Origin of the sequence: Aequorivita sp. CIP111184, from assembly GCF_900489465.1 — a bacterium.
Classification (GTDB): domain Bacteria; phylum Bacteroidota; class Bacteroidia; order Flavobacteriales; family Flavobacteriaceae; genus Aequorivita.
Genome location: NZ_UEFQ01000020.1, coordinates 103,695 through 123,932, shown reverse-complemented (window position 1 = coordinate 123,932; position 20,238 = coordinate 103,695). Strand labels below are relative to the sequence as shown.

At 37.1% G+C, this 20,238-nt stretch carries 21 protein-coding genes and 1 pseudogene; 17 read left to right on the top strand and 5 right to left on the bottom strand.

Annotated elements, in window-relative coordinates; genetic code table 11:
• Nucleotides 1–61: 61 nt before the first annotated feature.
• The 10 genes and pseudogenes from AEQU1_RS09190 (at nt 62) to AEQU1_RS09145 (ending at nt 7,087) form a co-directional block, all read left to right on the top strand.
• On the top strand, nt 62–517 hold the full coding sequence (locus AEQU1_RS09190; RefSeq protein ID WP_111844914.1) for a heme-binding domain-containing protein: 456 nt from the start codon (nt 62–64) through the stop codon (nt 515–517).
• The gene (locus tag AEQU1_RS09185; protein ID WP_111844913.1) at nt 517–792 is read left to right on the top strand and encodes a heavy-metal-associated domain-containing protein; all 276 of its coding nucleotides are present in this window, start codon (nt 517–519) and stop codon (nt 790–792) included. Before AEQU1_RS09190 ends, AEQU1_RS09185 begins: the two co-directional genes overlap by 1 nt.
• Nucleotides 793–845: 53 nt before the next feature.
• Nucleotides 846–1,055 carry a hypothetical protein gene (locus AEQU1_RS09180; RefSeq protein WP_146743735.1) on the top strand — a complete coding sequence of 70 codons (210 nt, stop codon included), beginning with the start codon at nt 846–848 and terminating at the stop codon, nt 1,053–1,055.
• A gap of 152 nt (nt 1,056–1,207) precedes the next feature.
• The gene (locus tag AEQU1_RS09175; RefSeq protein WP_309300254.1) at nt 1,208–1,618 is read left to right on the top strand and encodes a hypothetical protein; all 411 of its coding nucleotides are present in this window, start codon (nt 1,208–1,210) and stop codon (nt 1,616–1,618) included.
• A 223-nt stretch (nt 1,619–1,841) separates the two neighbouring features.
• Entirely contained in the window at nt 1,842–2,135 is a 294-nt protein-coding gene (locus AEQU1_RS09170) for a phosphoribosylpyrophosphate synthetase (RefSeq protein ID WP_111844911.1), read from the top strand.
• 11 nt (nt 2,136–2,146) lie between these two features.
• Complete coding sequence (locus tag AEQU1_RS09165) at nt 2,147–3,502, top strand: APC family permease (protein ID WP_111844910.1); 1,356 nt, start codon at nt 2,147–2,149, stop codon at nt 3,500–3,502.
• A 14-nt stretch (nt 3,503–3,516) separates the two neighbouring features.
• Nucleotides 3,517–3,813, top strand: a pseudogene (locus AEQU1_RS09160) (heavy-metal-associated domain-containing protein); the annotation flags it as partial.
• A gap of 104 nt (nt 3,814–3,917) precedes the next feature.
• Nucleotides 3,918–4,400, top strand: coding sequence for a DUF305 domain-containing protein (locus AEQU1_RS09155; RefSeq protein ID WP_111844908.1), 483 nt, complete (start codon nt 3,918–3,920; stop codon nt 4,398–4,400).
• A 12-nt stretch (nt 4,401–4,412) separates the two neighbouring features.
• A complete protein-coding gene (locus tag AEQU1_RS09150) occupies nt 4,413–5,204 on the top strand; it encodes a cation transporter (RefSeq protein WP_111844907.1) in 792 nt (263 codons plus the stop codon).
• 104 nt (nt 5,205–5,308) lie between these two features.
• Nucleotides 5,309–7,087 (top strand): efflux RND transporter periplasmic adaptor subunit, encoded by a 1,779-nt coding sequence (locus AEQU1_RS09145; protein ID WP_111880565.1) that lies wholly within the window; start codon nt 5,309–5,311, stop codon nt 7,085–7,087.
• 176 nt (nt 7,088–7,263) lie between these two features.
• Here the strand turns inward: AEQU1_RS09145 and AEQU1_RS09140 are convergent, their stop codons facing one another.
• Nucleotides 7,264–8,961, bottom strand: coding sequence for an AMP-binding protein (locus AEQU1_RS09140; RefSeq protein ID WP_111880564.1), 1,698 nt, complete (start codon nt 8,959–8,961; stop codon nt 7,264–7,266).
• Between the two features lie 215 nt (nt 8,962–9,176).
• Between AEQU1_RS09140 and AEQU1_RS09135 the strand changes: the two genes are divergently transcribed.
• The 7 genes from AEQU1_RS09135 to AEQU1_RS09105 all read left to right on the top strand — a co-directional run bounded on the left by AEQU1_RS09135 (nt 9,177) and on the right by AEQU1_RS09105 (nt 14,020).
• The gene (locus AEQU1_RS09135; RefSeq protein ID WP_220092315.1) at nt 9,177–9,335 is read left to right on the top strand and encodes a hypothetical protein; all 159 of its coding nucleotides are present in this window, start codon (nt 9,177–9,179) and stop codon (nt 9,333–9,335) included.
• Between the two features lie 93 nt (nt 9,336–9,428).
• Nucleotides 9,429–10,097 carry a response regulator transcription factor gene (locus AEQU1_RS09130; protein WP_111880562.1) on the top strand — a complete coding sequence of 223 codons (669 nt, stop codon included), beginning with the start codon at nt 9,429–9,431 and terminating at the stop codon, nt 10,095–10,097.
• Nucleotides 10,094–11,467: a HAMP domain-containing sensor histidine kinase gene (locus AEQU1_RS09125; RefSeq protein ID WP_111880560.1), complete on the top strand. Its 1,374-nt coding sequence runs from the start codon at nt 10,094–10,096 to the stop codon at nt 11,465–11,467. The genes AEQU1_RS09130 and AEQU1_RS09125 overlap by 4 nt, the downstream gene beginning before the upstream one ends.
• 77 nt (nt 11,468–11,544) lie before the next feature.
• On the top strand, nt 11,545–12,012 hold the full coding sequence (locus AEQU1_RS09120; RefSeq protein ID WP_111880559.1) for a DUF2231 domain-containing protein: 468 nt from the start codon (nt 11,545–11,547) through the stop codon (nt 12,010–12,012).
• Between the two features lie 100 nt (nt 12,013–12,112).
• Nucleotides 12,113–12,817 carry a rubrerythrin family protein gene (locus AEQU1_RS09115; protein ID WP_220092314.1) on the top strand — a complete coding sequence of 235 codons (705 nt, stop codon included), beginning with the start codon at nt 12,113–12,115 and terminating at the stop codon, nt 12,815–12,817.
• Nucleotides 12,818–13,019: 202 nt separating this feature from the next.
• A complete protein-coding gene (locus AEQU1_RS09110; RefSeq protein ID WP_111880557.1) occupies nt 13,020–13,511 on the top strand; it encodes a DUF2231 domain-containing protein in 492 nt (163 codons plus the stop codon).
• A 332-nt stretch (nt 13,512–13,843) separates the two neighbouring features.
• Nucleotides 13,844–14,020 (top strand): histone H1, encoded by a 177-nt coding sequence (locus AEQU1_RS09105; protein WP_111880555.1) that lies wholly within the window; start codon nt 13,844–13,846, stop codon nt 14,018–14,020.
• A gap of 305 nt (nt 14,021–14,325) precedes the next feature.
• Here the strand turns inward: AEQU1_RS09105 and AEQU1_RS16325 are convergent, their stop codons facing one another.
• The 4 genes from AEQU1_RS16325 to AEQU1_RS09090 form a co-directional block, all read right to left on the bottom strand.
• Nucleotides 14,326–14,454, bottom strand: a complete 129-nt coding sequence (locus AEQU1_RS16325; protein WP_258455255.1) for a hypothetical protein — start codon at nt 14,452–14,454, stop codon at nt 14,326–14,328.
• A gap of 313 nt (nt 14,455–14,767) precedes the next feature.
• Nucleotides 14,768–15,469: a hypothetical protein gene (locus AEQU1_RS09100; RefSeq protein WP_111880601.1), complete on the bottom strand. Its 702-nt coding sequence runs from the start codon at nt 15,467–15,469 to the stop codon at nt 14,768–14,770.
• Nucleotides 15,470–15,689: 220 nt separating this feature from the next.
• Nucleotides 15,690–18,707 (bottom strand): T9SS type A sorting domain-containing protein, encoded by a 3,018-nt coding sequence (locus AEQU1_RS09095; protein ID WP_181566744.1) that lies wholly within the window; start codon nt 18,705–18,707, stop codon nt 15,690–15,692.
• 281 nt (nt 18,708–18,988) lie between these two features.
• The gene (locus AEQU1_RS09090; RefSeq protein ID WP_111880552.1) at nt 18,989–19,984 is read right to left on the bottom strand and encodes an endonuclease/exonuclease/phosphatase family protein; all 996 of its coding nucleotides are present in this window, start codon (nt 19,982–19,984) and stop codon (nt 18,989–18,991) included.
• Nucleotides 19,985–20,238: the final 254 nt, after the last annotated feature.

Genomic DNA, 20,238 nt, shown 5'->3' with positions numbered 1-20,238 from the left:
CTGTATGCTTTAGGCTGATTTTGGGATGTTGAACCATTTGATGCATTAAATCAATCTTATTATGAAGATTCTAAGAATCATATTGATTATTTTATTGATTGCGTTTGTGGGCATGCAGTTTGTGCCCACAAGGCGTAACCAAAGTAATATAGTGCCAAAAACCGATTTTTTGGTGGTCAACAATCCATCAAAGAACGTTAATACTATATTGCAAGAATCCTGCTATGATTGCCACAGCAACAATACGGACTATCCTTGGTACAATAAGATGCAACCGATAGCTTGGTTTTTGGAGCATCATATAAAAGAAGGAAAGGACGAATTGAATTTCAACGAATGGGATACGTATTCCGAGAGAAGAAAAAATAGCAAGCTCAACGCGATGATCCATCAAATTGAAGACGAAGAAATGCCTCTCTATTCGTATGTTTTAATGCATAGGGATGCTGAGATTTCAAAAGATGAAAGACAAACTCTTGTAGCGTATTTAAGGATTTTAAAGAAAAATCACGAATAATGAAACACACATATAAAATACACGGAATGACCTGCGGAGGCTGTAAAGCATCTGTAGAAAAATATTTGGGTCAGTTAGATAATGTAACTAAGGTGGTCGCAAATGTTGAAAAAGGAGGGGCCGAAGTTACAATGAGCGGCCATATCTCTGCCCAAACCCTTCAAAATGTTCTTCCTGAAAAGTATCTTCTTTCGGAAAAGGAAACCAAAAACATATTCCATTCTGCATACAGCACTTCGCATAAAATTGAAGAAAAATCAAAAATCCAACAATAAACATGATCACGTCAACGAAAACAGAATAAATAGTAATCTAAAAATTAAATATTATGAGAACATTAGTAACACTTTTAACGGTAATTGGTCTTTTTACATTAACATGCTGTAAACAAGATACAGATGGAAACACAATGATGAACCATAATGGAGGTTACCATTACTGGGGAATGCATGTGGGCTGGTGGTTTTTCATACTCCTAATTGTAATAGTATTGATAGTGTTATTTTTCAATTTCACAAAAAGAAAAGGAAACCAATAATATATTCCATTCTGCAAATAACACTTCTGATACTGTGGAAGAAAATTCAATAATAAACATAATCACGTCAACGAAAACAGAATAAATAAATAGTAATCTAAAAATTAAATATTATGAGAACATTAGTAATGATTTTATCAGTAGTAGGCTTAATGACATTAAATAGTTGTAAGCAAGAACCAGATGTTCAGGCAATGCTTGAAAATACAGAAACAAGAAATGAGATTATGCAAACAATTGCAAATAATCCCAATTTTATGAATGAATTTATGGAGAATATGCAAGGCAATAATCAAGCAATGCAAATGATGCAGGGAAATCACAAAATGATGAATATGATGATGAAGGGCGAAGGTATGAATATGATGAATGACAGTGTAACGTCAATGAATATGATGCAATCAATGATGAAAGATGGAAAAATGATGAATCAAATGATGCAAATGATGCATAATGAAGGGATGATGAGCGAAGATTGTATGAAATCCGGTATGAAGATGATGAGCGATAAAGGTATGAATATGGGCGGTATGGCAGACAATCACAGCAATAACCTTGAGTAATAAAATCAAGAAATTATGATGTATTTATGGATTATTCCATTTCTAATTGTCCTATTGGCACTTTGGTATTTTAGAAAAGAAAAATAGTATAAACCAGTAGGAATTTAGGGACGCTTATTGCCAATGTGAATGTATCCTTACCGTTTCCGGTAATCCACGTACCCGTTTTGCCGCCTTCGGAAATGGTTGATTTTATTTTGAACAATATATAAAAGAACAACAGATGAAAAGTTATGATACCCTTTCAGAAGCAATGAAAGATTTACAAGCAAACGGATACACCTATGATTTTAATTTATGTTCGGGACATATTGAATGCAATGCATTAAAGTTGAAATTACACCCAGAAGATTTTGATGTGGATGAGATGCATCGTTTTGAAGGAATGAGCAGTACAGACGACAATAGTGTGCTGTATGCCATTTCATCCAAAAACGGAATTAAAGGATTATTGGTGGATGCATACGGAGTTTACGCCGAAAATATTTCTGATGCAATGCGAAAAAAATTAAGATAAATAGTTGCCAAATGAACCCCTTAAAAATAAACACCCAAAAATTGTCATTATTAGGCTCTGTATCATTAGGAACAGGCGTGATGATAGGTGCAGGTATTTTTGTGTTAATGGGGCAGATAGCCGAATTGGTTGGCGATTTATTTCCTGTTGTTTTTATAGTAGGAGCTGTAGTGGTAGGATTTAGTTCTTATTCGTATGTAAAATTTTCCAATGCTTATCCATCTTCTGGTGGGGTTGTAAAATTTTTAACAAAGGCCTATTCGCCAGGTACACTTGCAGGTTCATTTTCCTTGTTAATGTACGTGTCTATGGTTGTTGCCGAAAGTTTAGTGGCAGGAACTTTTGGGGCGTATGCTTTACGGCTGTTTCCGCAGGAGTATGCCGGGTACGCATCTGTGTTGGGAGTAATCCTTATTGCTATTGCATATATTGTCAATATTTCTGGCAATAAAATTATTGAACGTACCGCCACCATTACTGCAATTATAAAAGTAGTTGGTATTGTGGTATTGGCCATTTCGGGATTGGTTATTTCTGGTTTACCTACTATTACAGGTAATTATAGTCCTGCAAATAGCCAATCCCTACCTGAAGGTTTTGGATTTGTTGCTGCATTAGCCTTATCGATTCTTGCTTATAAAGGATTTACAACAATCACAAATCAAGGAGGCGATATAAAAAATCCTCATAAAAATGTAGGGCGTTCCATAATTATTTCAATTGTCGTTTGTACAATCATCTATGTTACCTTGGCATTATCGGTTGCTGGCGGATTGAGTGTTGAAGAAATTATAGTGGCAAAAGATTATGCTTTGGCCGCAGCCGCAAAACCCCTATTTGGCGAATGGGGTTCTACTTTAACAATTTTACTTGCCATTGTTGCAACTGTTTCCGGTGTAATTGCCAGCGTGTATTCTGCTTCAAGAATGTTAGGAATGTTAAGTAGTATGAAACAAGTTCCTAATTTGAATAGAATCAAGAAACTTAAAAATCCTTCCTTGATTCTTACCGTTTCATTAGCAATACTGTTAACTATTTTGTTCGACTTAACTCGAATAGCTTCCATTGGAGCAATTTTCTACTTGATAATGGATATTGCCATTCATTGGGGACTATTTAAACACCTTAAAAAGAAAGTAAAATTCAATCCAGTAATTCCCATAATTGCCTTGCTAATGGATATTGTTGTTTTGGCAGCATTTATCTTTTTAAAATTTTTGACCGACCCCTTTGTGCTTATTGTCGCAGCAATAGGGATTGCTCTCATTTTTTTGTCTCAATTTCTATTTATGAAATCACATACAGATAAGGACGGAAACATGAATATGGGAATAGAAATGAGTGAAGATGAAATGACGAAAATGTAAAAAATTAAGATAAAATGAAACACACCTATCACATTCACGGAATGACCTGCAATGGTTGCCGCAGCCACGTTGAGAAAACCTTAAGTGAAGTCAATGGAGTTACAAAGGCATCTGTAGATCTAGAAAAGGCAGAAGCGGTTATAGAAATGGAAGAGCATATCCCTTTGGAAGCTTTTCAAAAAGCATTGAAAGACGATGGAGGGAGCTATTCTATTACACTTCCGGCTGATCCTGGAGCGGAACATAAGCACCAAGCTGAGAAAAAAGCGAAAAAGGAAAGTCAACAAACCAACGGCACCAGTACCTATTATCGCCAATGATAGCAGCCTTGGCTATGAGTTTCAGTTCAGTATCTGTAATTCTGAATTCATTACGATTAAAAAAAATCCAACTATAAACACTAAATATTAAAACCATGGAGAATTCAAACCAACACAACAGCAAAGGCAATTACACAAAGTTTATATTGATGCTCACTGCCTCATTTGTAGCAATGTATATCACGATGTATCTTAACACTTATGCGTTAGACCACGTTTATTTCAGTGTAACCAGATTCTATATGAGTTGTTTGGGCATAGCAGCTATGGCAGTAATAATGTGGTTCTTTATGCGCAAAATGTACCAAAACAAGAAAAAGAATATCGCCATTTTATTGGGAAGCTTGATTTTGTTTGTTAGTGCACTTGGCTTGGTAAGAGCACAAAGCCCTATTGTTGGCGATATACTCTGGATGAAAGCAATGATTCCCCATCACTCCATCGCAATTTTAACGAGCAAAAGGGCAGACCTCAAAGACCCAGAAGTGCGTAAATTGGCTGATGGTATCATTAAGGCACAAGAAAAGGAAATAGCCGAAATGAAACAATACATCAAGCGTCTGGAAGCAGAAAACTAAAATTAGTGGGTAATGGACAAATCAATTTTCAAAATACAAAAGATGGATTGCCCTTCTGAAGAATCAATTATTCGGATGAAGTTGGAAAGGTTTCATCAAATAAAACAACTGGATTTTGATATTACCAATAGGACATTAGTGGTCTATCACAATGGGAATCTTCAGAAAATAGAGGGTGCTATACGCGATTTAAAATTTAATGAGCAATTGATAACAACAATTACTACTGATGAGGTGATTTTTGATGAACCTTCAAATCAACGCAAATTGCTTTGGGCCGTATTGGCTATCAATTTCCTCTTTTTTATAATTGAAATAACAACTGGATGGCTTTCAAAATCAATGGGTTTGGTGGCAGACAGTCTTGATATGCTTGCAGATTCATTTGTATATGGTTTGAGCCTGATTGCAGTAGGCGGTTCATTGTCCCGAAAAAAGAATATCGCTACCATGGCTGGAGGCTTCCAAATTTTATTAGCCATTATTGGATTTATGGAAATAGTAAGGCGTTTTTTTTCAAAAACGGAAACGCCAGATTTTTTAACAATGATAATCGTATCAATACTAGCATTGTTGGCAAATGCAGCCTGTCTTTATTTATTGCAAAAATCCAAAAGCAATGAAGCACATATGCAAGCTAGTATGATTTTTACATCCAATGATATAATAATAAATTTTGGAGTAATCATCGCAGGGTTTTTGGTACTATGGACAAATTCTAGAATTCCTGATCTAATTGTTGGAGCGATCGTGTTTATAATAGTAACAAAAGGAGCTATTAATATTTTGAAATTGGGAAAATAAATTTAAGAATATAATTATGGAATGCCCATTAACTAAGGGTAAATCAACCGAAGGAGTATAACAGGTCATTACGTCTTCCTTTAAAAAACAAATATTTTATACAGATGAAAAAATACATCATTTATATCGCAATTTTAGCCGTAGGATTAGTCATGGGCTATGTCTTTTTTGGGACTTCTTCAGAAAGTTCAGACAGCAACAAAACAGAAAAAGCTGAAGCCAAGACCCAAATGTGGACCTGCTCTATGCACCCACAAATTATGCAACCCGAACCAGGCGATTGTCCCATTTGTGGGATGGATTTAATTCCTGCGGAATCAGGTGCGGATGGCCTTGCAGTGAACGAGATTAAAATGACAGAAAACGCCATGGCATTGGCAAACATCCAAACTACTATTGTGGGAAATGCGTCGGGAACGGATGAAAACACAATGTTACTTTCTGGAAAGATAATGGCCAATGAAGAAGCCAACGCCGTTCAGGCAAGTTATTTTGAAGGCCGTATTGAAAAACTGAACGTCAATTTTACGGGCGAAGAAGTCCGAAAAGGGCAATTATTAGCCACTATTTATGCCCCCAACCTTGTTGCTGCACAACAAGAACTTATAACCGCAACTTCTATGAAAGCTTCGCAACCCGCTCTTTATAATGCTGTTCGCAACAAGTTAAAACTTTGGAAACTATCAGAAAGTCAAATCAATCAAATAGAGACATCGGGAAAAGTACGTGAGAATTTCCCCATTTACGCAACGGTTTCAGGTACGGTTTCCCAAAAAATGGCAGAGGAAGGCGATTATGTTAAACAAGGACAACCCATTGTAAAAGTGAGCAATCTGAGTACCGTATGGGCAATGTTTGACGCTTATGAAAATCAAATTTCACAGCTAAAGGAAGGCCAAAAAATAACAGTTACCACCAATGCCTATCCCAACAAAGAATTTGAAGCGACGGTATCTTTTATAGACCCAGTCTTGAATACCAAATCCAGAACCGTTTCAGTGAGGACAACCTTGAACAATAAAGAAGATATATTGAAACCGGGAATGTTCGTTACCGCAAAAGTACAGATGTCCAAAGGCAATGCAGCCCAAGCAAAGATAACCGTTCCCGCCACTGCGGTTTTATGGACAGGAAGCAGGTCCTTGGTGTATGTAAAAACAAATCCCAACGAGCCTGTTTTTGAAATGCGTAAAGTAACCTTGGGCACTAAAAATGGCGATGTTTATAACATTGTTGATGGACTAAGAAATGGAGAAGAAGTGGTAACCAATGGCACCTTTACGGTTGATGCCGCTGCCCAGTTACAAGGTAAAAAAAGCATGATGAATACCGAAGGAGGCAAAACAACGACCGGCCATGAAGGACATGTAGGTATGGGAAATACAACCAAGATAGAAACGTCAGACCACATTGCGCATAACCAAAGATTGGAAACCGCTGCAAAATTCCAAACACAGCTCAAAGGTATTTTTGGCGCTTACATCATCTTGGAAGATGCCTTGATAAAAGACAATGCTGAATCTGCCAAGGAAGGCGCAAACAATTTGCTTAAAAGGATTTCAGAGGTTGATATGAAGCTATTGAAAGATCAAAATGTCCATAACCATTGGATGCAATTGGATAAAGAACTAAAAGAAGCAGCTACTTCAATATCCAAAACATCAGACATTAAAAAACAAAGGGAATACTTTGTGCATCTATCAGCTCATTTAATAAATGCCGTAAAAACTTTTGGTATCAATCAAAAAGTCTATGTGGAATTTTGCCCCATGGCAAACAACAATGTGGGTGCGTATTGGTTGAGTAAGGATAAGGAAATCCGCAATCCATATTTTGGAGCGGAAATGTTGGACTGCGGAAGTGTTACCGAGGAAATAGACTAATCTTTTGATGACGGGGGCCTCGATATCCTTCGACTCCGCTCAGGACAAGCTGCTCAGGGTAAACTTAGCTCAGCACAGGCGAATTTGAAATTGCTGTCGCACTTTGAATTCACTCTTTTTGAGATTAATTTAATACAATTATCTTCCCCAAACTACTTACCAACGCCAAAAAAAAATTAATACTTATCGTGATAAAACTCATTAGGACGTTTTTCCTTTTTCTGTTTGCTAACGGCTTCTTCGGCACGGAGTTCGATTCTTCTAATTTTCCCAGAAATCGTTTTGGGCAATTCGTGGGTAAATTCAATAATTCTTGGAATTTTGTAGCGCGCCAGTTGATTCTCGCAAAAATCAAACAGCTCTTGTGCTACTTCAGCCGTAAGTTTAACTTCAGGAGCCAAGATTATAAAGGCTTTAACTGCATTGCTGCGCAAGGCGTGGGGGCTGGCGATTACCGCTGCCTCCAATACTTTTGGGTGCTCTAAGAGTACGCTCTCCACTTCAAAAGGGCCAATCCGAAAATCGGAAGCTTTAATAACATCATCATCTCTGCCCACAAACCATAAATAACCTTCTTCATCTTTATACGCTTTGTCTCCCGTATAATAGAGGCCGTGTTTAAAAACCAACTGATGTCTGCCCGTATCATTCAAATAGGTTTTAAACAGCCCATTTACATTTTCTTTATTGTGGGTCAGGCAAATATTTCCTTCCTCTAGGTTTTCTAATTGCTGGCCATGGTCATCGGCTATTACAATATCATAAAGAAAAGTAGGCTTACCCATAGATCCAAATTTAACATTGCTATTGGGTAAGTTGACCACCAAAGCCGTAGCCTCCGTCTGTCCATAACCATCCCTGATAAGCACCCCTGTGCCTTTTTTCCAAACCTCTATAATTTCAGGATTAAGAGGTTCGCCAGCAGCCACACATTCCCTAAGCGAAAATGTATAAGCACTCAAATCTTCCTGAATTAACATTCTAAGCGATGTGGGTGGCGAACAAAAGGTATTAACTTTTAGATCTTGTAATGTTTGTAATTGTTCTTTCGGATCAAACCGGTCTATGTGATAACCCAGTATAGTAGCACCTACATTCCATGGGGCAAAAAAGCTACTCCATGAAAACTTCGCCCATCCAGGTTGTGAAATATTGTAGTGCAAATCTCCTCGTTTCATACCTACCCATGTGGTGGTGGTAAGATGTCCCATTGGATAACCATAGTGGGTATGTACTACTATTTTAGGCATGCCCGTAGTACCAGAAGTGAAAAAATAGAACAGATCATCATCGCTTTGGGTTTTAGCACCCTCCGCCTCAGTGGATTCAGAAAGAATGTTATCTATAGGCTCCCAACCTTCGCGAGTACCTTCGGTAATAATCTTAACTTTTATCTTTTTGCCTGTCGCTTTTTCAGCCGTATCTATTTTTTCAGCATTGGCTTGATCGGCTAAAGCCACTTGGGGAAATACAGATTGGAATCGGAATTCCAAATCGCGCACATCCAAACTGGTGGCAGCAGGAATGATTATCATTCCTCCTTTTATACAAGCTAAATAGCTATACCAATTGGGAGGGACCAATGGCAATTGGATAAATATATTATCTCCATGTTGCACGTCATGTCTCCGAATAAAATTTAAAAACTGATTACTTCGTGCAGCGATTTCTGCAAAAGTATAGGTTTGCTGTTGGTCATTATATTTCCATATCAAGGCCAGATCATTGGGATGTTGCTGTACGTTAAGTGGCTCAAAAATATCAGTAACCCAGTTAAAATATGTGGGTTTGATAGGTTTTAGTTGATCTAAAATATCAAAATCCTGCTCTGCTATGGCTTGGGCCACGCGGCGATATATTTCAATAGTATTCATAAACAGTCTGATTTTCTTTAAAAGTATAAATATTTATCAGTTCTGCAATGTGTTTTATGGGAAGCTTACAAATGAAAAAGGAATACTCTTAAGATTAGTAAGTAGATCTAAAAACGGAAATTAAAAGAACGGGAGTCCCGATAAAGAAAAGAAAATTAGTCTCTTAAAGAACTAAAAAGTACTGTTCTTAAAAGGAGAAAATAATAACGCCAAAAATGAAATACAGTATCGATCAAGAAAACTGGAAAGGCTTATCCATTCCCGAGGCTACCTTGCTTAAAAAAGTAATGTCCTTAAAGTTAATGGCCATCTTTTTTGGCATTGTTACTCTCGCGATCATCATTTCAGGATTTATATTCAATGTATTATTATAACCAATAATACAGCCTTACCTTATTTGATGAATTTTAAGCCAATCTTAAGAAAAACCAAATCTTAACTTAATTAAAAATTGTAACTTTTGCAGCATGAGAATTTTAATTGTAGAAGATGAACCCGGTATATATAATTTCCTCAAACAGGGGTTAGAGGAGGAGTCATATGCGGTGGATATTGCCGAGGAAGGGAAGAAAGGCCTTCATTTGGCGCTTTCTGGGGAGTATGATTTGTTGCTGCTGGATTGGATGTTGCCAGGAATGAGCGGAATCGAAATTTGTAGGCAATTCCGAAAGGAATTTAAAGATACCCCTGTCATTTTTTTAACTGCAAAAGACACCCTTGATGAAACCATCTTCGGACTCCAAACCGGTGCTAACGATTATATAAAGAAACCATTTCATTTTGAAGAGCTTTTAGAACGAATTAAAGTGCAACTGCGCCCTAAATCTGGGGAACATTCCATTTTTAAACTTGGAAATATAACCCTGAATACAGCAACACATCAAGTGCTTAAGGCTGAGGAAGTAATCAGTCTGACCCAAAAAGAATTTGCGCTTCTGGAATACCTGATGCGCAACAAAGGTATAGTATGCCGACGATCCCGTATCATTGAGAGTGTTTGGGATATTCACTTTGAATACAACACAGGGGTTATTGACGTATATATTAATGCCCTTCGCAAAAAATTAAAACTCGGAGAAGATGAAAATTATATTCAAACCGTGCGTGGAATTGGCTATGTAGCAAAAGAAATATGAACTTAAGTTTTCAAAATAGAATTGCATTACATTATATGATAGCCACTGCCATGATTATGGCCGTGGCTTTTACAGCTGTTTATTTTGTAGTGCAGGGAACAGTTTTTCAAAATCTGGATAGCGACCTATCTTTTGAAGCTGAGAAGCACACCGGAGAAATTAAAATCTTAGGAGATAGCATAAAAATAAAAAATAAAAAGGGATGGGAACAAAGGGAGCATCGGGAAGTTCAAGTAAACCCTGTCTTTATTCAAATACTCGATAAGAATGGCAAATTTATAGACAAATCGCCTAACCTTAAAAATGATGTCCTCACCTTTAATCCACAACAAAACTTCGGTGGCCATTTTAACGAAAAACTCAACGGTAAAGCTATCAGACAAGTTCAAGTGCCTATCGAGCAAAATGGCAAAATTAAAGGCTTTATACTCGCTGCAATGTCATTAGAATCATCTAAGATGGTATTACTCAACCTACGCAATGTTTTGTTTATTTCTTATCTGTTTCTATTAGTGGGATTGTATTTCATCTCAAGATACTTGGCGGGACGCGGCATCATTCCAGTAAAAGTTATAACCGAAACCACAAAGCGGATTACAAAAAATAATTTTAATGAAAGAGTGGTTTTACCACAAAACAAAGACGAACTCTATGAATTATCATCGAGTATCAACCAATTATTACAGCGTATTGAAAGCGCCATTGAACGCGAACAGCAATTTACTTCAGACGCTTCCCATGAACTGCGCACCCCTTTATCGACCTTAAAAGGTACGCTTGAGGTATTGATTCGAAAACCAAGGGAGCGGGCGGAATATGAGGAGAAAATTAAATTCAGTCTTACGGAAATAGACCGAATAACTGGCACTTTGGAGCAACTTTTACTGCTAGCAAGGTTAGATACCAATTCTAAAACAATAGACCAATCCCTAGTTCCTTTACCCACTGTAATAGACGAAATTCTTTCAAGGCGTAAAAAAAGTATATCAGAAAAAAAACTTGTATTAGATTTTCACAAAGGTGCTGCACTAGTAAATGTTGTGCCGAAGTATTATTCCAACTTGATTTTAGACAATATTATTGGTAATGCCATAAAATATTCCGAGGAGCATAAAACGGTACACATTACCATTACTGAAGCCAATTCTAAAATTGTTTGCAAGATCCAAGATGAAGGAATAGGCATCAAAAAAGAGGATTTGAACAACTTGTTTAACCACTTTTTCAGGTCGGATGCCCTAAATCATAAAAGCATTTCAGGAAACGGTTTGGGTCTTTCCATAGCCAAAAAGGCTGCCGATGCTATAAATGCCGAAATTCACGTAACAAGTGAATTTGGTTCGGGAACCACCTTCACCATTAAATTTTAAGCAGATCTTAAGAATTCCTTTAGCCCAGCCTTAGTTTGCGCTGCTACATTTGATATGTAATTAAAAAACACATAAAAATGTTAACAGCACCCCACATTCACGCAATGGTTATCCACTTTCCGATAGCCTTAATCTTAGTTGGTTTTCTTTCAGAAATAATAGCACTAATCAGTAAAAAGCCATTTTTCAAGAATGCTGCATTTTATCTCTTACTTCTAGGTGCTGTAGGTGCTATAGTAGCTTACATTAGCGGAAGTTATGCAGGAAGTGGGATGACAGACGGCATATTACAAGAACCCATGGAACTTCACGAAGAAGCTGCTGTCATAACACTATGGCTTGCTATCATTACCGCATTATTTCGTGTGGCAATATACTACTTCAAATATGAAAGCATCTGGACAAAATGGGTTGGCATTTTTCTATTTGCTGCTTTAGTAGGTTCGGTTGCCAGAACAGGTTATTTAGGCGGGCAATTGGTATTCCAACATGGAGCAGGTATTGAATTGACACTGCCAGATTTTGGAGATCAAACCACCGAATAACATAAATTTTTTAATCAATTCTTAAGAAATACTAAAGAAAACCCACAGCTATGTGGTGATACATTTACTCAATAATTAATATAATTTAAAAATAAATAAAATGAAAAAATCAGTAGTAGTATTAGTACTTGGAATGGTATTCTCAAGTATGCTTTTTCAATCTTGTAAAGACAATGTTGACAAAATTGAAGTGAAATCATCTGAAGAAATAGGGCAAGAGGTTATGGGCGATACAACGGAAAATAAAGACCCTCAAAAAGCAACTATTCAGAATATGAAAGATGCGTTTAAGGGTGAAACTACCGCACATGCTAAGTATGCCGCGTTTAGTAAAAAAGCAGTGGAAGAAGGCTATCCTGAAATTGCGATGCTTTTTAAAGCGGCATCTGAAGCAGAATTGATACACGCCAATAATCATAAGGTTGTGTTAGATAGAATGGGTGAAAAAATCCCAGACGTTAAACCAGAATTCACTGTTAATTCAACCAAAGAAAACTTAGAAAATGCCATCGAAGGCGAGAGCTATGAGTTTAATACCATGTATCCTAATTTTATAAAAGATGCCCATGCTGCTGGAAATTATATGGCTCAAATAAGTTTAACTTATGCCTATAAAGTGGAACAAAAACACAGAGATTTCTATATAAATGCCTTAAAAGCTTTGGAAGATGGAAATGTAAAATCATTGCCTTCGCTTTATTATCTATGCCCTACTTGTGGAAACACATACGCAACAACGGCTCCAGCAAGATGTGAAATATCAATGACGGATTCCAAATTATTTATAAAAATAGATTCACTATAATTTAAAATTTGGTTTTTTATAGTGTTGATTGGTTGGTAAGGGCCCCAGACGATGTTTGGGGCTTTTATTATTTGTAGATTTTCCAAAATACTATTCTTAAGCCAATTTTAAGAAACCGTTTAGAAGGCTCTTAGATAGGCCATATACTTTTGAGGTATTATAAAATACAGGTACAAAATTTAATAATCTAAATATAAAAATCATGAACGATGCACATCTTCATTTAGTAGTAACACATCTTCCCATTGTGGGAGTATTGATTGGGTTTTTTGTCTTACTCACAGGTTATTTCACAAAAAGCCCCCAAGTAAAGACAATGGCACTGGGTATTTTCATTTTTAGTAGTCTAGCGGCTATTGCTGCTTTTTTTACAGGGGAAGGAGCAGAGGAAATCGTAGAGAAGCTACCGGGAGTAAGTGAAACCCTTATCCATGCACACGAAGAACAAGCAGAGATTTTTTATACGATGATGTTGATTTTGGGGGGGCTTTCACTAGTCACCTTTCTTATACACTATAAAAAATACGCTTTTGCAAAATATGGCTTTATCGTAGTACTCCTTCTGTCCATAAGCAGTATTGTTATGTCCAAATTTGTGGGTACAAGTGGGGGTGAAATTGTTCATACTGAAATTAGAAGCGATGGCAATAATTTAATTCAACTAGATTCCAATACTGACGATGATGACGATTAAAGGTGTTGCGAGCTATTGCTCAAACACACTTAAAAGTGTCAAGCCTCTGCCTTTTTCCAACTTTGTACATATCCTAAAGGTGAAATAAAAAAGGCATTTTAAAGTCGGGTCACAGCTGTAAAGCGCTTTGGAAGACGAGTGTTGGAGAGTTGGGAGTAGGAAGTAGGAATTTTAGTTTGTCGCTGATACTTCGTATTTCGCACCTCATAATTCGTCGCTCTTACCTCCTCTTTATTTGCAACTTACGACTATTTAGAAAGAATTTTGGTTAATATTCTTTTAGTTATCCAAGTCAAACTGTATTTTCGTGCTTTAATTTTAAAAATCATACTATGAAAGACTTAATCGAGAAAATCAACGCGGAATTTGAAACCTTTACAACAGAGGCTAATTCGCTTACAGAAAAAGGAGTTAAAGCTGCAGGGGCAAGAGCGAGAAAATCTACGCTTGAATTAGAAAAATTATTGAAACAATTTAGAAAAGTTTCTATCGAAGAATCAAAAAAATAGTAGCAGTACATTATCAGCAAATCAATGCTGATGCTATATTACTATTTAAAAGGCTGGTGGTTAACACTGGCCTTTTTTTATTCTATTTATTGAGTGCAGGAATGACGAATTATGAGTGAAGAGCAACGAACAACGAAGGAAGTTGGAAGTCGGAACGAGGAAGTAAATTTGAATTTTAAGTTATTAATGTGGGCGGGAACTTTTTGCTAGTATCTAGTTTCTAAATATTTCATTTAGGAAAACAATCCAACTATCCAATAATCTAATCTAGCAAATCAACAACCGTAGGCGCTCTCGGGTGGAATTTATTCCTCAGAATCATCTATTTTTCCATCCCTTTTATCTTTTCTATATTCTTTTTCCTGATTGGCATTGTTTTTCTTTGGGTCAATCGGACTTTGTTCTGGCCGATTTGAATCTTCTTTATTTTCCATAATTACATATTTTAAAAAGTTGTTTTGAAATACCACCTCAATCTGGCAAGTTTGTGTTTTACTTCCATTTTCGGTGTTTCAATTGGTGCTACGTTTTATACTTGTAAAGTAATAGTTCTTTTTTTGTTCGGGCAGTTAAGGAAAGGTTATAATTGGGAAGTTAGTATTTAGTATTTAGTATTGAGAAGTTAGTATTGAGTATTGAGAATTTAGACGGGATAGGGAAATCGTCTTTGTTTTACTCTCAAATGTCAGGTCGAGCGCAGTCGAGACCTCCAAGCTCGTCGCTCTTTATTAAAGCAAACAAGATAAATCAACAAATCAACAGCAAACGCCGTTCTCCGGCATTTTCCATTGGGGCGCGGTGTATGCAGGGGAGCACTTTGCTTTTAGGATGATCAACCGCCAACCGCCATAAGTTGCAAACCCCTAGATTAATGGGTTGTGCATTTGGATTTTCTTTATAGTGTAGATCAAAGAAGTATTCCCTTAAAAAATCTTCAAAGCCTGCGCCTTCATCTCCTTGATATAATTTTTTGAGCTCTGCCCGTATTTCGGGAACACGGATTTTTTGGATGGCTTGTTCATTTGGAATAATGTCACTTGCCGCCCCATAATAGGTGCATAAAAAGGTGTCGGTTGGTACGGGAGACCGATCTACATGAAAGGAATAAACATCCGTGGGAAACCAGGGAAAGTCCTCATCGCGTTCATAATGCTGTATTACATTTAAAATGGGAGCTGCGCCGTAGCCTTCCAATAGTTTCAAATCGTTTAAAAGTATTTCTCGAGCAAGTTGTCCTTGCTCACTCAATTGAAGTTCGAGCAGTTCCTCTCTACTAACAGTCGCCATAGTTTCTGTGCAATCTACCTTGTTAGCAATTTCAGAGAAATCACCTTCCAATTTACGGTTCCAACATAGCGCATTTACGGCTCCTTGAAAAGGGGTAGCCACGAGGTCTTGAAAATTTGTGACACTTTGAATTTGATTCTTGGTATGGGATACGTCTTTCATAGCATTAATAAACATACAATAGTTTATCAAAAGTAGTGATAATGGACTCTTTAAAAAACTGGTGAAAAGAGCTTCATGTTACGATCGACGTTTTTTTAGGGGAAGTTTATCATAAACCTCATTTAAAGCCCGTTAATTCGTCCTTCGTCTCATATAATTTCCCCGTTGTACTTATTCTTTTGAAATTTGTACAACCCGCTTGGTACTTCCAATCTAGTTCTTATTCCTTAATCAATTTTTGGGTAAGGATTCCTTCTTCTGTAGTAATAATCAAAAGATAAATCCCCTTTGGAATTGCTGCCATGCTCAATTCAATAAGATTATTTTTTGGCTGTAGGTTCTTGAGAATCATCAGTTTTCCTTCCAGCGAATAAAGGCTTAAGGAAATGGTTGTATAAAAGGCTTTGGATTTTATCTTAACCACCTCCGTTACTGGATTAGGATAAATAGTTATTGCAGCTTTGTTAAAATTTTCTTTACCAAGAGCGATTTCGGGATCCAGAAAGTCGGGGATATTATTGGTATTAATATCGTCATCCAATGGGGTGCCGTTATTATTGTAATCCTCGTTTTTTGTGAGCACTCCATCACCATCGTCGTCATTATCCAAATAATTCTGTATACTGTCCCCATCCGTATCTATAGCAATTATCCCTGCACCAATTCCTTCTATCTCAATGGCAGTTGGCACGGTATCGCCATCATCATCGTCATCAAGGTAGTTAGGTATTCCATCCCCATCGGTATCATCATCTTCTAGATTGCCGTTTCCGTTTACATCCTCATCCACATCGGGTATGCCATCATTATCACTGTCTAACGGAATTCCCGTTTCATCAGTTTCAATTTCAAAATCGGCTAGTGTAAAACAGCTAGTTGATAGATTTTCTATTCTTATAAAGATGGCCTGTGGGTTGGATAGATTTGTATAAGCAGTGGGAGTACTTATCGCATTCATATTTTCGGTAGCATTAATCAAATTTTCAAAATACGAAATGGAAAAATTCGATGGGTTTTGGGCACCGAGCATCATAGATTCATTCACTGTAAGATCAAAGATTGCTATTCCATCGCCATCACCTTCGTTTAAATAAATGTTATTGGGCTGCTGAGCCAGTTCAACGCCCTGTACTAACAGATTGAAGGACTGTATTCCCCCTGCGTAGCAACCTGTTTGGATGTTCTCGATACCGGTGTAAATTGTTTGTGGGTTTAAAGTATTTTGATAATTGTTGGGTAGGATTATTTCATTCGTTTTCATTTCGGCATCTGCGGCTGTTTCATAGAAACTTACCTCATATAGTATAGGATCCTGTCCGTTGAGGATTTCTGGAATTTTATTAGTCAGGTCAAAGGTGGCAATACCATCAAAATATATTTCACATATCTCAAAATCGTTTATGGAAGCGGTATAATCTGGTAATGGAAGGGCTTCCAATTCAAACGAACCTGTACTGAAGCATCCCGATGCATTGTTTTGTAGGCGTACATAAATAGTTTGATTACTTCCCATAATAACGTAGAGGGAGGGATCGGCAATTGGCGAATTATTACTTTGTGCATCTGCCAAGGCCTCAAAATAGTTCAAGGAATAATCTGATGGGGGCTGGGATCCGTAAATATCGCCAGCTCTTAAGGTAAGATTAAAGACGGTGCCTCCGTCCGTATGGCAGTTGACGATTGGTTGCAAGTTAGTAGGTATTGTTACGGTCCCATTTACTGAAATACTGAAATTAGTAATGGCAAAGCTTCCATTTACCGTGCTTTCCAATCGGCCATAAATTTGTTGTGGGTTTGAAGTATTGATATAAGACTGAGGGTTGCCAATAGCGTTGGTGGCATTTTCTGCATCAACCTGGCTTTGATAATAGGACACCAAAACATCGGTTTGGTTATCTATAATGTAGGGATTATTTAGCGTAAGGTCAAATTCCTCCGTTCCATTGAATGGAGCGTTGGTATCGCAAAGGTTGAGGTTTTCAGGGGGATAGGCTATAACAGGATTTGGTGCCTGCAGTTGGAACATATAGGTAGCACCTGCTTTATCTATAGGGTTGTTGTCATTGCTATCGGTATCCTGATAATAAGCCCCGGCAACTATTCTTTGGTTGCTAAGGCTAAGCCCAACCCCGAGCGCATCGTAAGCATGGGGATCGTGATGATTGAGTTTCTGCAGTAACTGCCATTCCATATTGGAATCGAGTTCATATACATAAATAGCACCTGCTTGGCCTATGCTTTGTCCCCCTATAATTGCATTAGCCCCATAGGATCCGATAGCCAGCATATTATTTTCCGCCTGCATGGAGGTTCCAAAGAAAAGAGCACCAACTAATGTTTGGGTTGCTTCATATAGGGCGGTGGCAGTATTATATTTATATACATACACCTTATCTGCATCTAATGCAGTTATAAAAAGGAAATCGTCATAGATATAGACGTTTCTGCCAAAATTGTCATCTTCGATGGGAGTGGGAGCTACAATTTTTTGGAATTCAGTCCAATTATTGGAAGCATCTTTTTTATACAGATATACCGCTCCGGAATTTGGAACATTTCCTTCATTAAAAATGTAATTACCAAGAACAATTATATTACCATCAGTATCAATGGAGGAAGAGCGTGTGCCCCCATCAGAAGTGGTTAGTTCCTGCTGGAAGAGCCATTGATTGCTAGGAACGTCTAAGCTATAAACATTGACGTTTTTAAGGCTTGAAGCTGCAGCAAAAACATTTCCTTTTAAGGCAATCTTTTCACCAAAATGCGCATTAGCCGTTTGCAAGGGAGCTGTGATTTTTTGGGATTGGATCCAATTTCCTGCAGTTGTTTTATTGAACATATATACAGAACCCGTTTCATAAATGGAACCATTATTAGATCTTGGGGCACTTACCATAAGGGTATTGGCATCTAGCTCAAGTTCCCTTCCGAATTCGGCCAAATCAAATCTATCACTGGCTACCAATTTTTGTCTCTGTGTCCATTCAGTACCGTTAAATCCAAAAATATAGGCGCTACCCGCATTCCATTTATAGCTCTGCTCATTAGCATCGTGGTCTTCCTTAAAGGCTCCTACGAACATTGTATTGTTTTTTAATATAACTCTAGAGCCAAAAAAATCACTTTCGCCTCTGGTATTGGCAACTATTTTATGGGTTTCGAGCAATTGTTGCCCCTGAGTTGCACTTCCACACATAACTGCATAGATCAATAATAAAAAAGTAAGATTTTTCTTCATGATTTTGAAACTTGCGGCAAATATATAATAATTAATGACTGAGTTTAGCATTAATTCAAAGGACTAGTTTTTAAAGTACTGTGGGTAGATTGTCTTTTATAAATTGAGGGATAAAAATATTCAAGTATGCTTTCACTAACTACTAATCCATCAATTCAAGTTTGTCACTTCGTTTTATTAAGTAAATAATTATAATTGGATGGTTTTTTAGGATTTGCTCCAGAAACTATAATTACAATTATAACCGTCATCATGTAGTGTGATTTTTTTATTTTTCTAGCTTACAATACCAATTCAACATATATAGGATAATGGTCGGAACCTATTTTTGGTAAACGTTCCAATTTTTTCAATCTGAATTCCTTGGTTACAAAAACGTGGTCCAAAGGCCATTTCATTAAAAGGTTTTCTGCATTGTAGGTATTATAAAAACCTCTACCCACTCTCAAATCGTAAAGTATATTTTGTGTATTCGTCAAATCATTTACATAAGACCATACCACATCATTTAAATCTCCAGCCACAACGGAAGGAATCTTACTATCGTTCACTATTTTCCCCAATTTTTGAAGGGCTGTTTCTTTTTGGCCTTTGTTATCCGGTAAATCCTCAAAGTGGGTTGGAGGAACAGGATGCATGCAATGGAAATTGATATCCTTCCCATTGCTGAGTGTTACAACACATTCAAAAGAAGGCACATTTTTATTATTTAAATAAGCAACTTCCACGTTATTTAAGGGCAATTTACTATACAGAACCATACCATAGGTAACCTCATTAATAGTGTGTTGGGAATAGGGATATTCTTTATTTATAACACTCAGTTCTTCATCCCACCATTCGTTAACTTCCATTGCAAGCACCAAATCCGGCTTTTTTTCCGCAATCAAATCGATTAAGGGTTGAGCATTTTTATTAGACATTTTCACATTGCTCACTAAAAGACTGAATTGAACATCAGCAGCTTTTAAATCTGTTGCAGTTGGTACTTCTACAGGAACTAAAGTAGTATAATTGATTATGAAAGCTCCATTTATTGCCAAGCCACACAGAAGAGCAAAGCTTACCAAATAAGTATACCATTGCCATTTTTTTGTTATTAGTACTAAAACTAGAAGGCTAATAAATGAAAATACAAATAGCTGAATGCGCGGAAAGTCCAGCATCTTCAGATAGCGAATTTCAGAATTTCTGAATATTGAAAGTATGGTGGCTGCAGCTAGTAGCACTGCAATTAAATACAACAGCCAATATAAAATCTTTCGCAGTTTTTTCATTCGCTGAAATTAAGTAAGTAGATTAAATTCATTAGTTAGTGTATGGTATGCAATCATTGCCTTGGACTGGTCAACCTGCCCCGAACCGTGGAAATGTGATATTCAGGATTATATACTCCAATTATATCGAGTAGCTAAAAATATAAATTTTAATACAAACTGACTCAAATCGAGCCCTGAAAAGCATAGCGTAAGATTTCAATCTCTTAGAATCCCTGATAGCGCGACACTTGTTTAACCCTTATACTTCTTCG

What these genes read in the sequence shown, in the direction of transcription:
- AEQU1_RS09155 (WP_111844908.1), top strand. Translation starts at nt 3,918, where the DNA reads ATGGAGAATTCAAACCAACACAACAGCAAAGGCAATTACACAAAGTTT.
- AEQU1_RS09105 (WP_111880555.1), top strand. Translation starts at nt 13,844, where the DNA reads ATGAAAGACTTAATCGAGAAAATCAACGCGGAATTTGAAACCTTTACA.
- AEQU1_RS09100 (WP_111880601.1), bottom strand. Translation starts at nt 15,469, where the DNA reads ATGAAAGACGTATCCCATACCAAGAATCAAATTCAAAGTGTCACAAAT.
- AEQU1_RS09190 (WP_111844914.1), top strand. Translation starts at nt 62, where the DNA reads ATGAAGATTCTAAGAATCATATTGATTATTTTATTGATTGCGTTTGTG.
- AEQU1_RS09125 (WP_111880560.1), top strand. Translation starts at nt 10,094, where the DNA reads ATGAACTTAAGTTTTCAAAATAGAATTGCATTACATTATATGATAGCC.
- AEQU1_RS09180 (WP_146743735.1), top strand. Translation starts at nt 846, where the DNA reads ATGAGAACATTAGTAACACTTTTAACGGTAATTGGTCTTTTTACATTA.
- AEQU1_RS09145 (WP_111880565.1), top strand. Translation starts at nt 5,309, where the DNA reads ATGAAAAAATACATCATTTATATCGCAATTTTAGCCGTAGGATTAGTC.
- AEQU1_RS09185 (WP_111844913.1), top strand. Translation starts at nt 517, where the DNA reads ATGAAACACACATATAAAATACACGGAATGACCTGCGGAGGCTGTAAA.
- AEQU1_RS16325 (WP_258455255.1), bottom strand. Translation starts at nt 14,454, where the DNA reads ATGGAAAATAAAGAAGATTCAAATCGGCCAGAACAAAGTCCGATTGAC.
- AEQU1_RS09115 (WP_220092314.1), top strand. Translation starts at nt 12,113, where the DNA reads ATGAAAAAATCAGTAGTAGTATTAGTACTTGGAATGGTATTCTCAAGT.
- AEQU1_RS09120 (WP_111880559.1), top strand. Translation starts at nt 11,545, where the DNA reads ATGTTAACAGCACCCCACATTCACGCAATGGTTATCCACTTTCCGATA.
- AEQU1_RS09130 (WP_111880562.1), top strand. Translation starts at nt 9,429, where the DNA reads ATGAGAATTTTAATTGTAGAAGATGAACCCGGTATATATAATTTCCTC.
- AEQU1_RS09175 (WP_309300254.1), top strand. Translation starts at nt 1,208, where the DNA reads ATGACATTAAATAGTTGTAAGCAAGAACCAGATGTTCAGGCAATGCTT.
- AEQU1_RS09150 (WP_111844907.1), top strand. Translation starts at nt 4,413, where the DNA reads ATGGACAAATCAATTTTCAAAATACAAAAGATGGATTGCCCTTCTGAA.
- AEQU1_RS09165 (WP_111844910.1), top strand. Translation starts at nt 2,147, where the DNA reads ATGAACCCCTTAAAAATAAACACCCAAAAATTGTCATTATTAGGCTCT.
- AEQU1_RS09110 (WP_111880557.1), top strand. Translation starts at nt 13,020, where the DNA reads ATGAACGATGCACATCTTCATTTAGTAGTAACACATCTTCCCATTGTG.
- AEQU1_RS09135 (WP_220092315.1), top strand. Translation starts at nt 9,177, where the DNA reads ATGAAATACAGTATCGATCAAGAAAACTGGAAAGGCTTATCCATTCCC.
- AEQU1_RS09170 (WP_111844911.1), top strand. Translation starts at nt 1,842, where the DNA reads ATGAAAAGTTATGATACCCTTTCAGAAGCAATGAAAGATTTACAAGCA.
- AEQU1_RS09095 (WP_181566744.1), bottom strand. Translation starts at nt 18,707, where the DNA reads ATGAAGAAAAATCTTACTTTTTTATTATTGATCTATGCAGTTATGTGT.
- AEQU1_RS09090 (WP_111880552.1), bottom strand. Translation starts at nt 19,984, where the DNA reads ATGAAAAAACTGCGAAAGATTTTATATTGGCTGTTGTATTTAATTGCA.
- AEQU1_RS09140 (WP_111880564.1), bottom strand. Translation starts at nt 8,961, where the DNA reads ATGAATACTATTGAAATATATCGCCGCGTGGCCCAAGCCATAGCAGAG.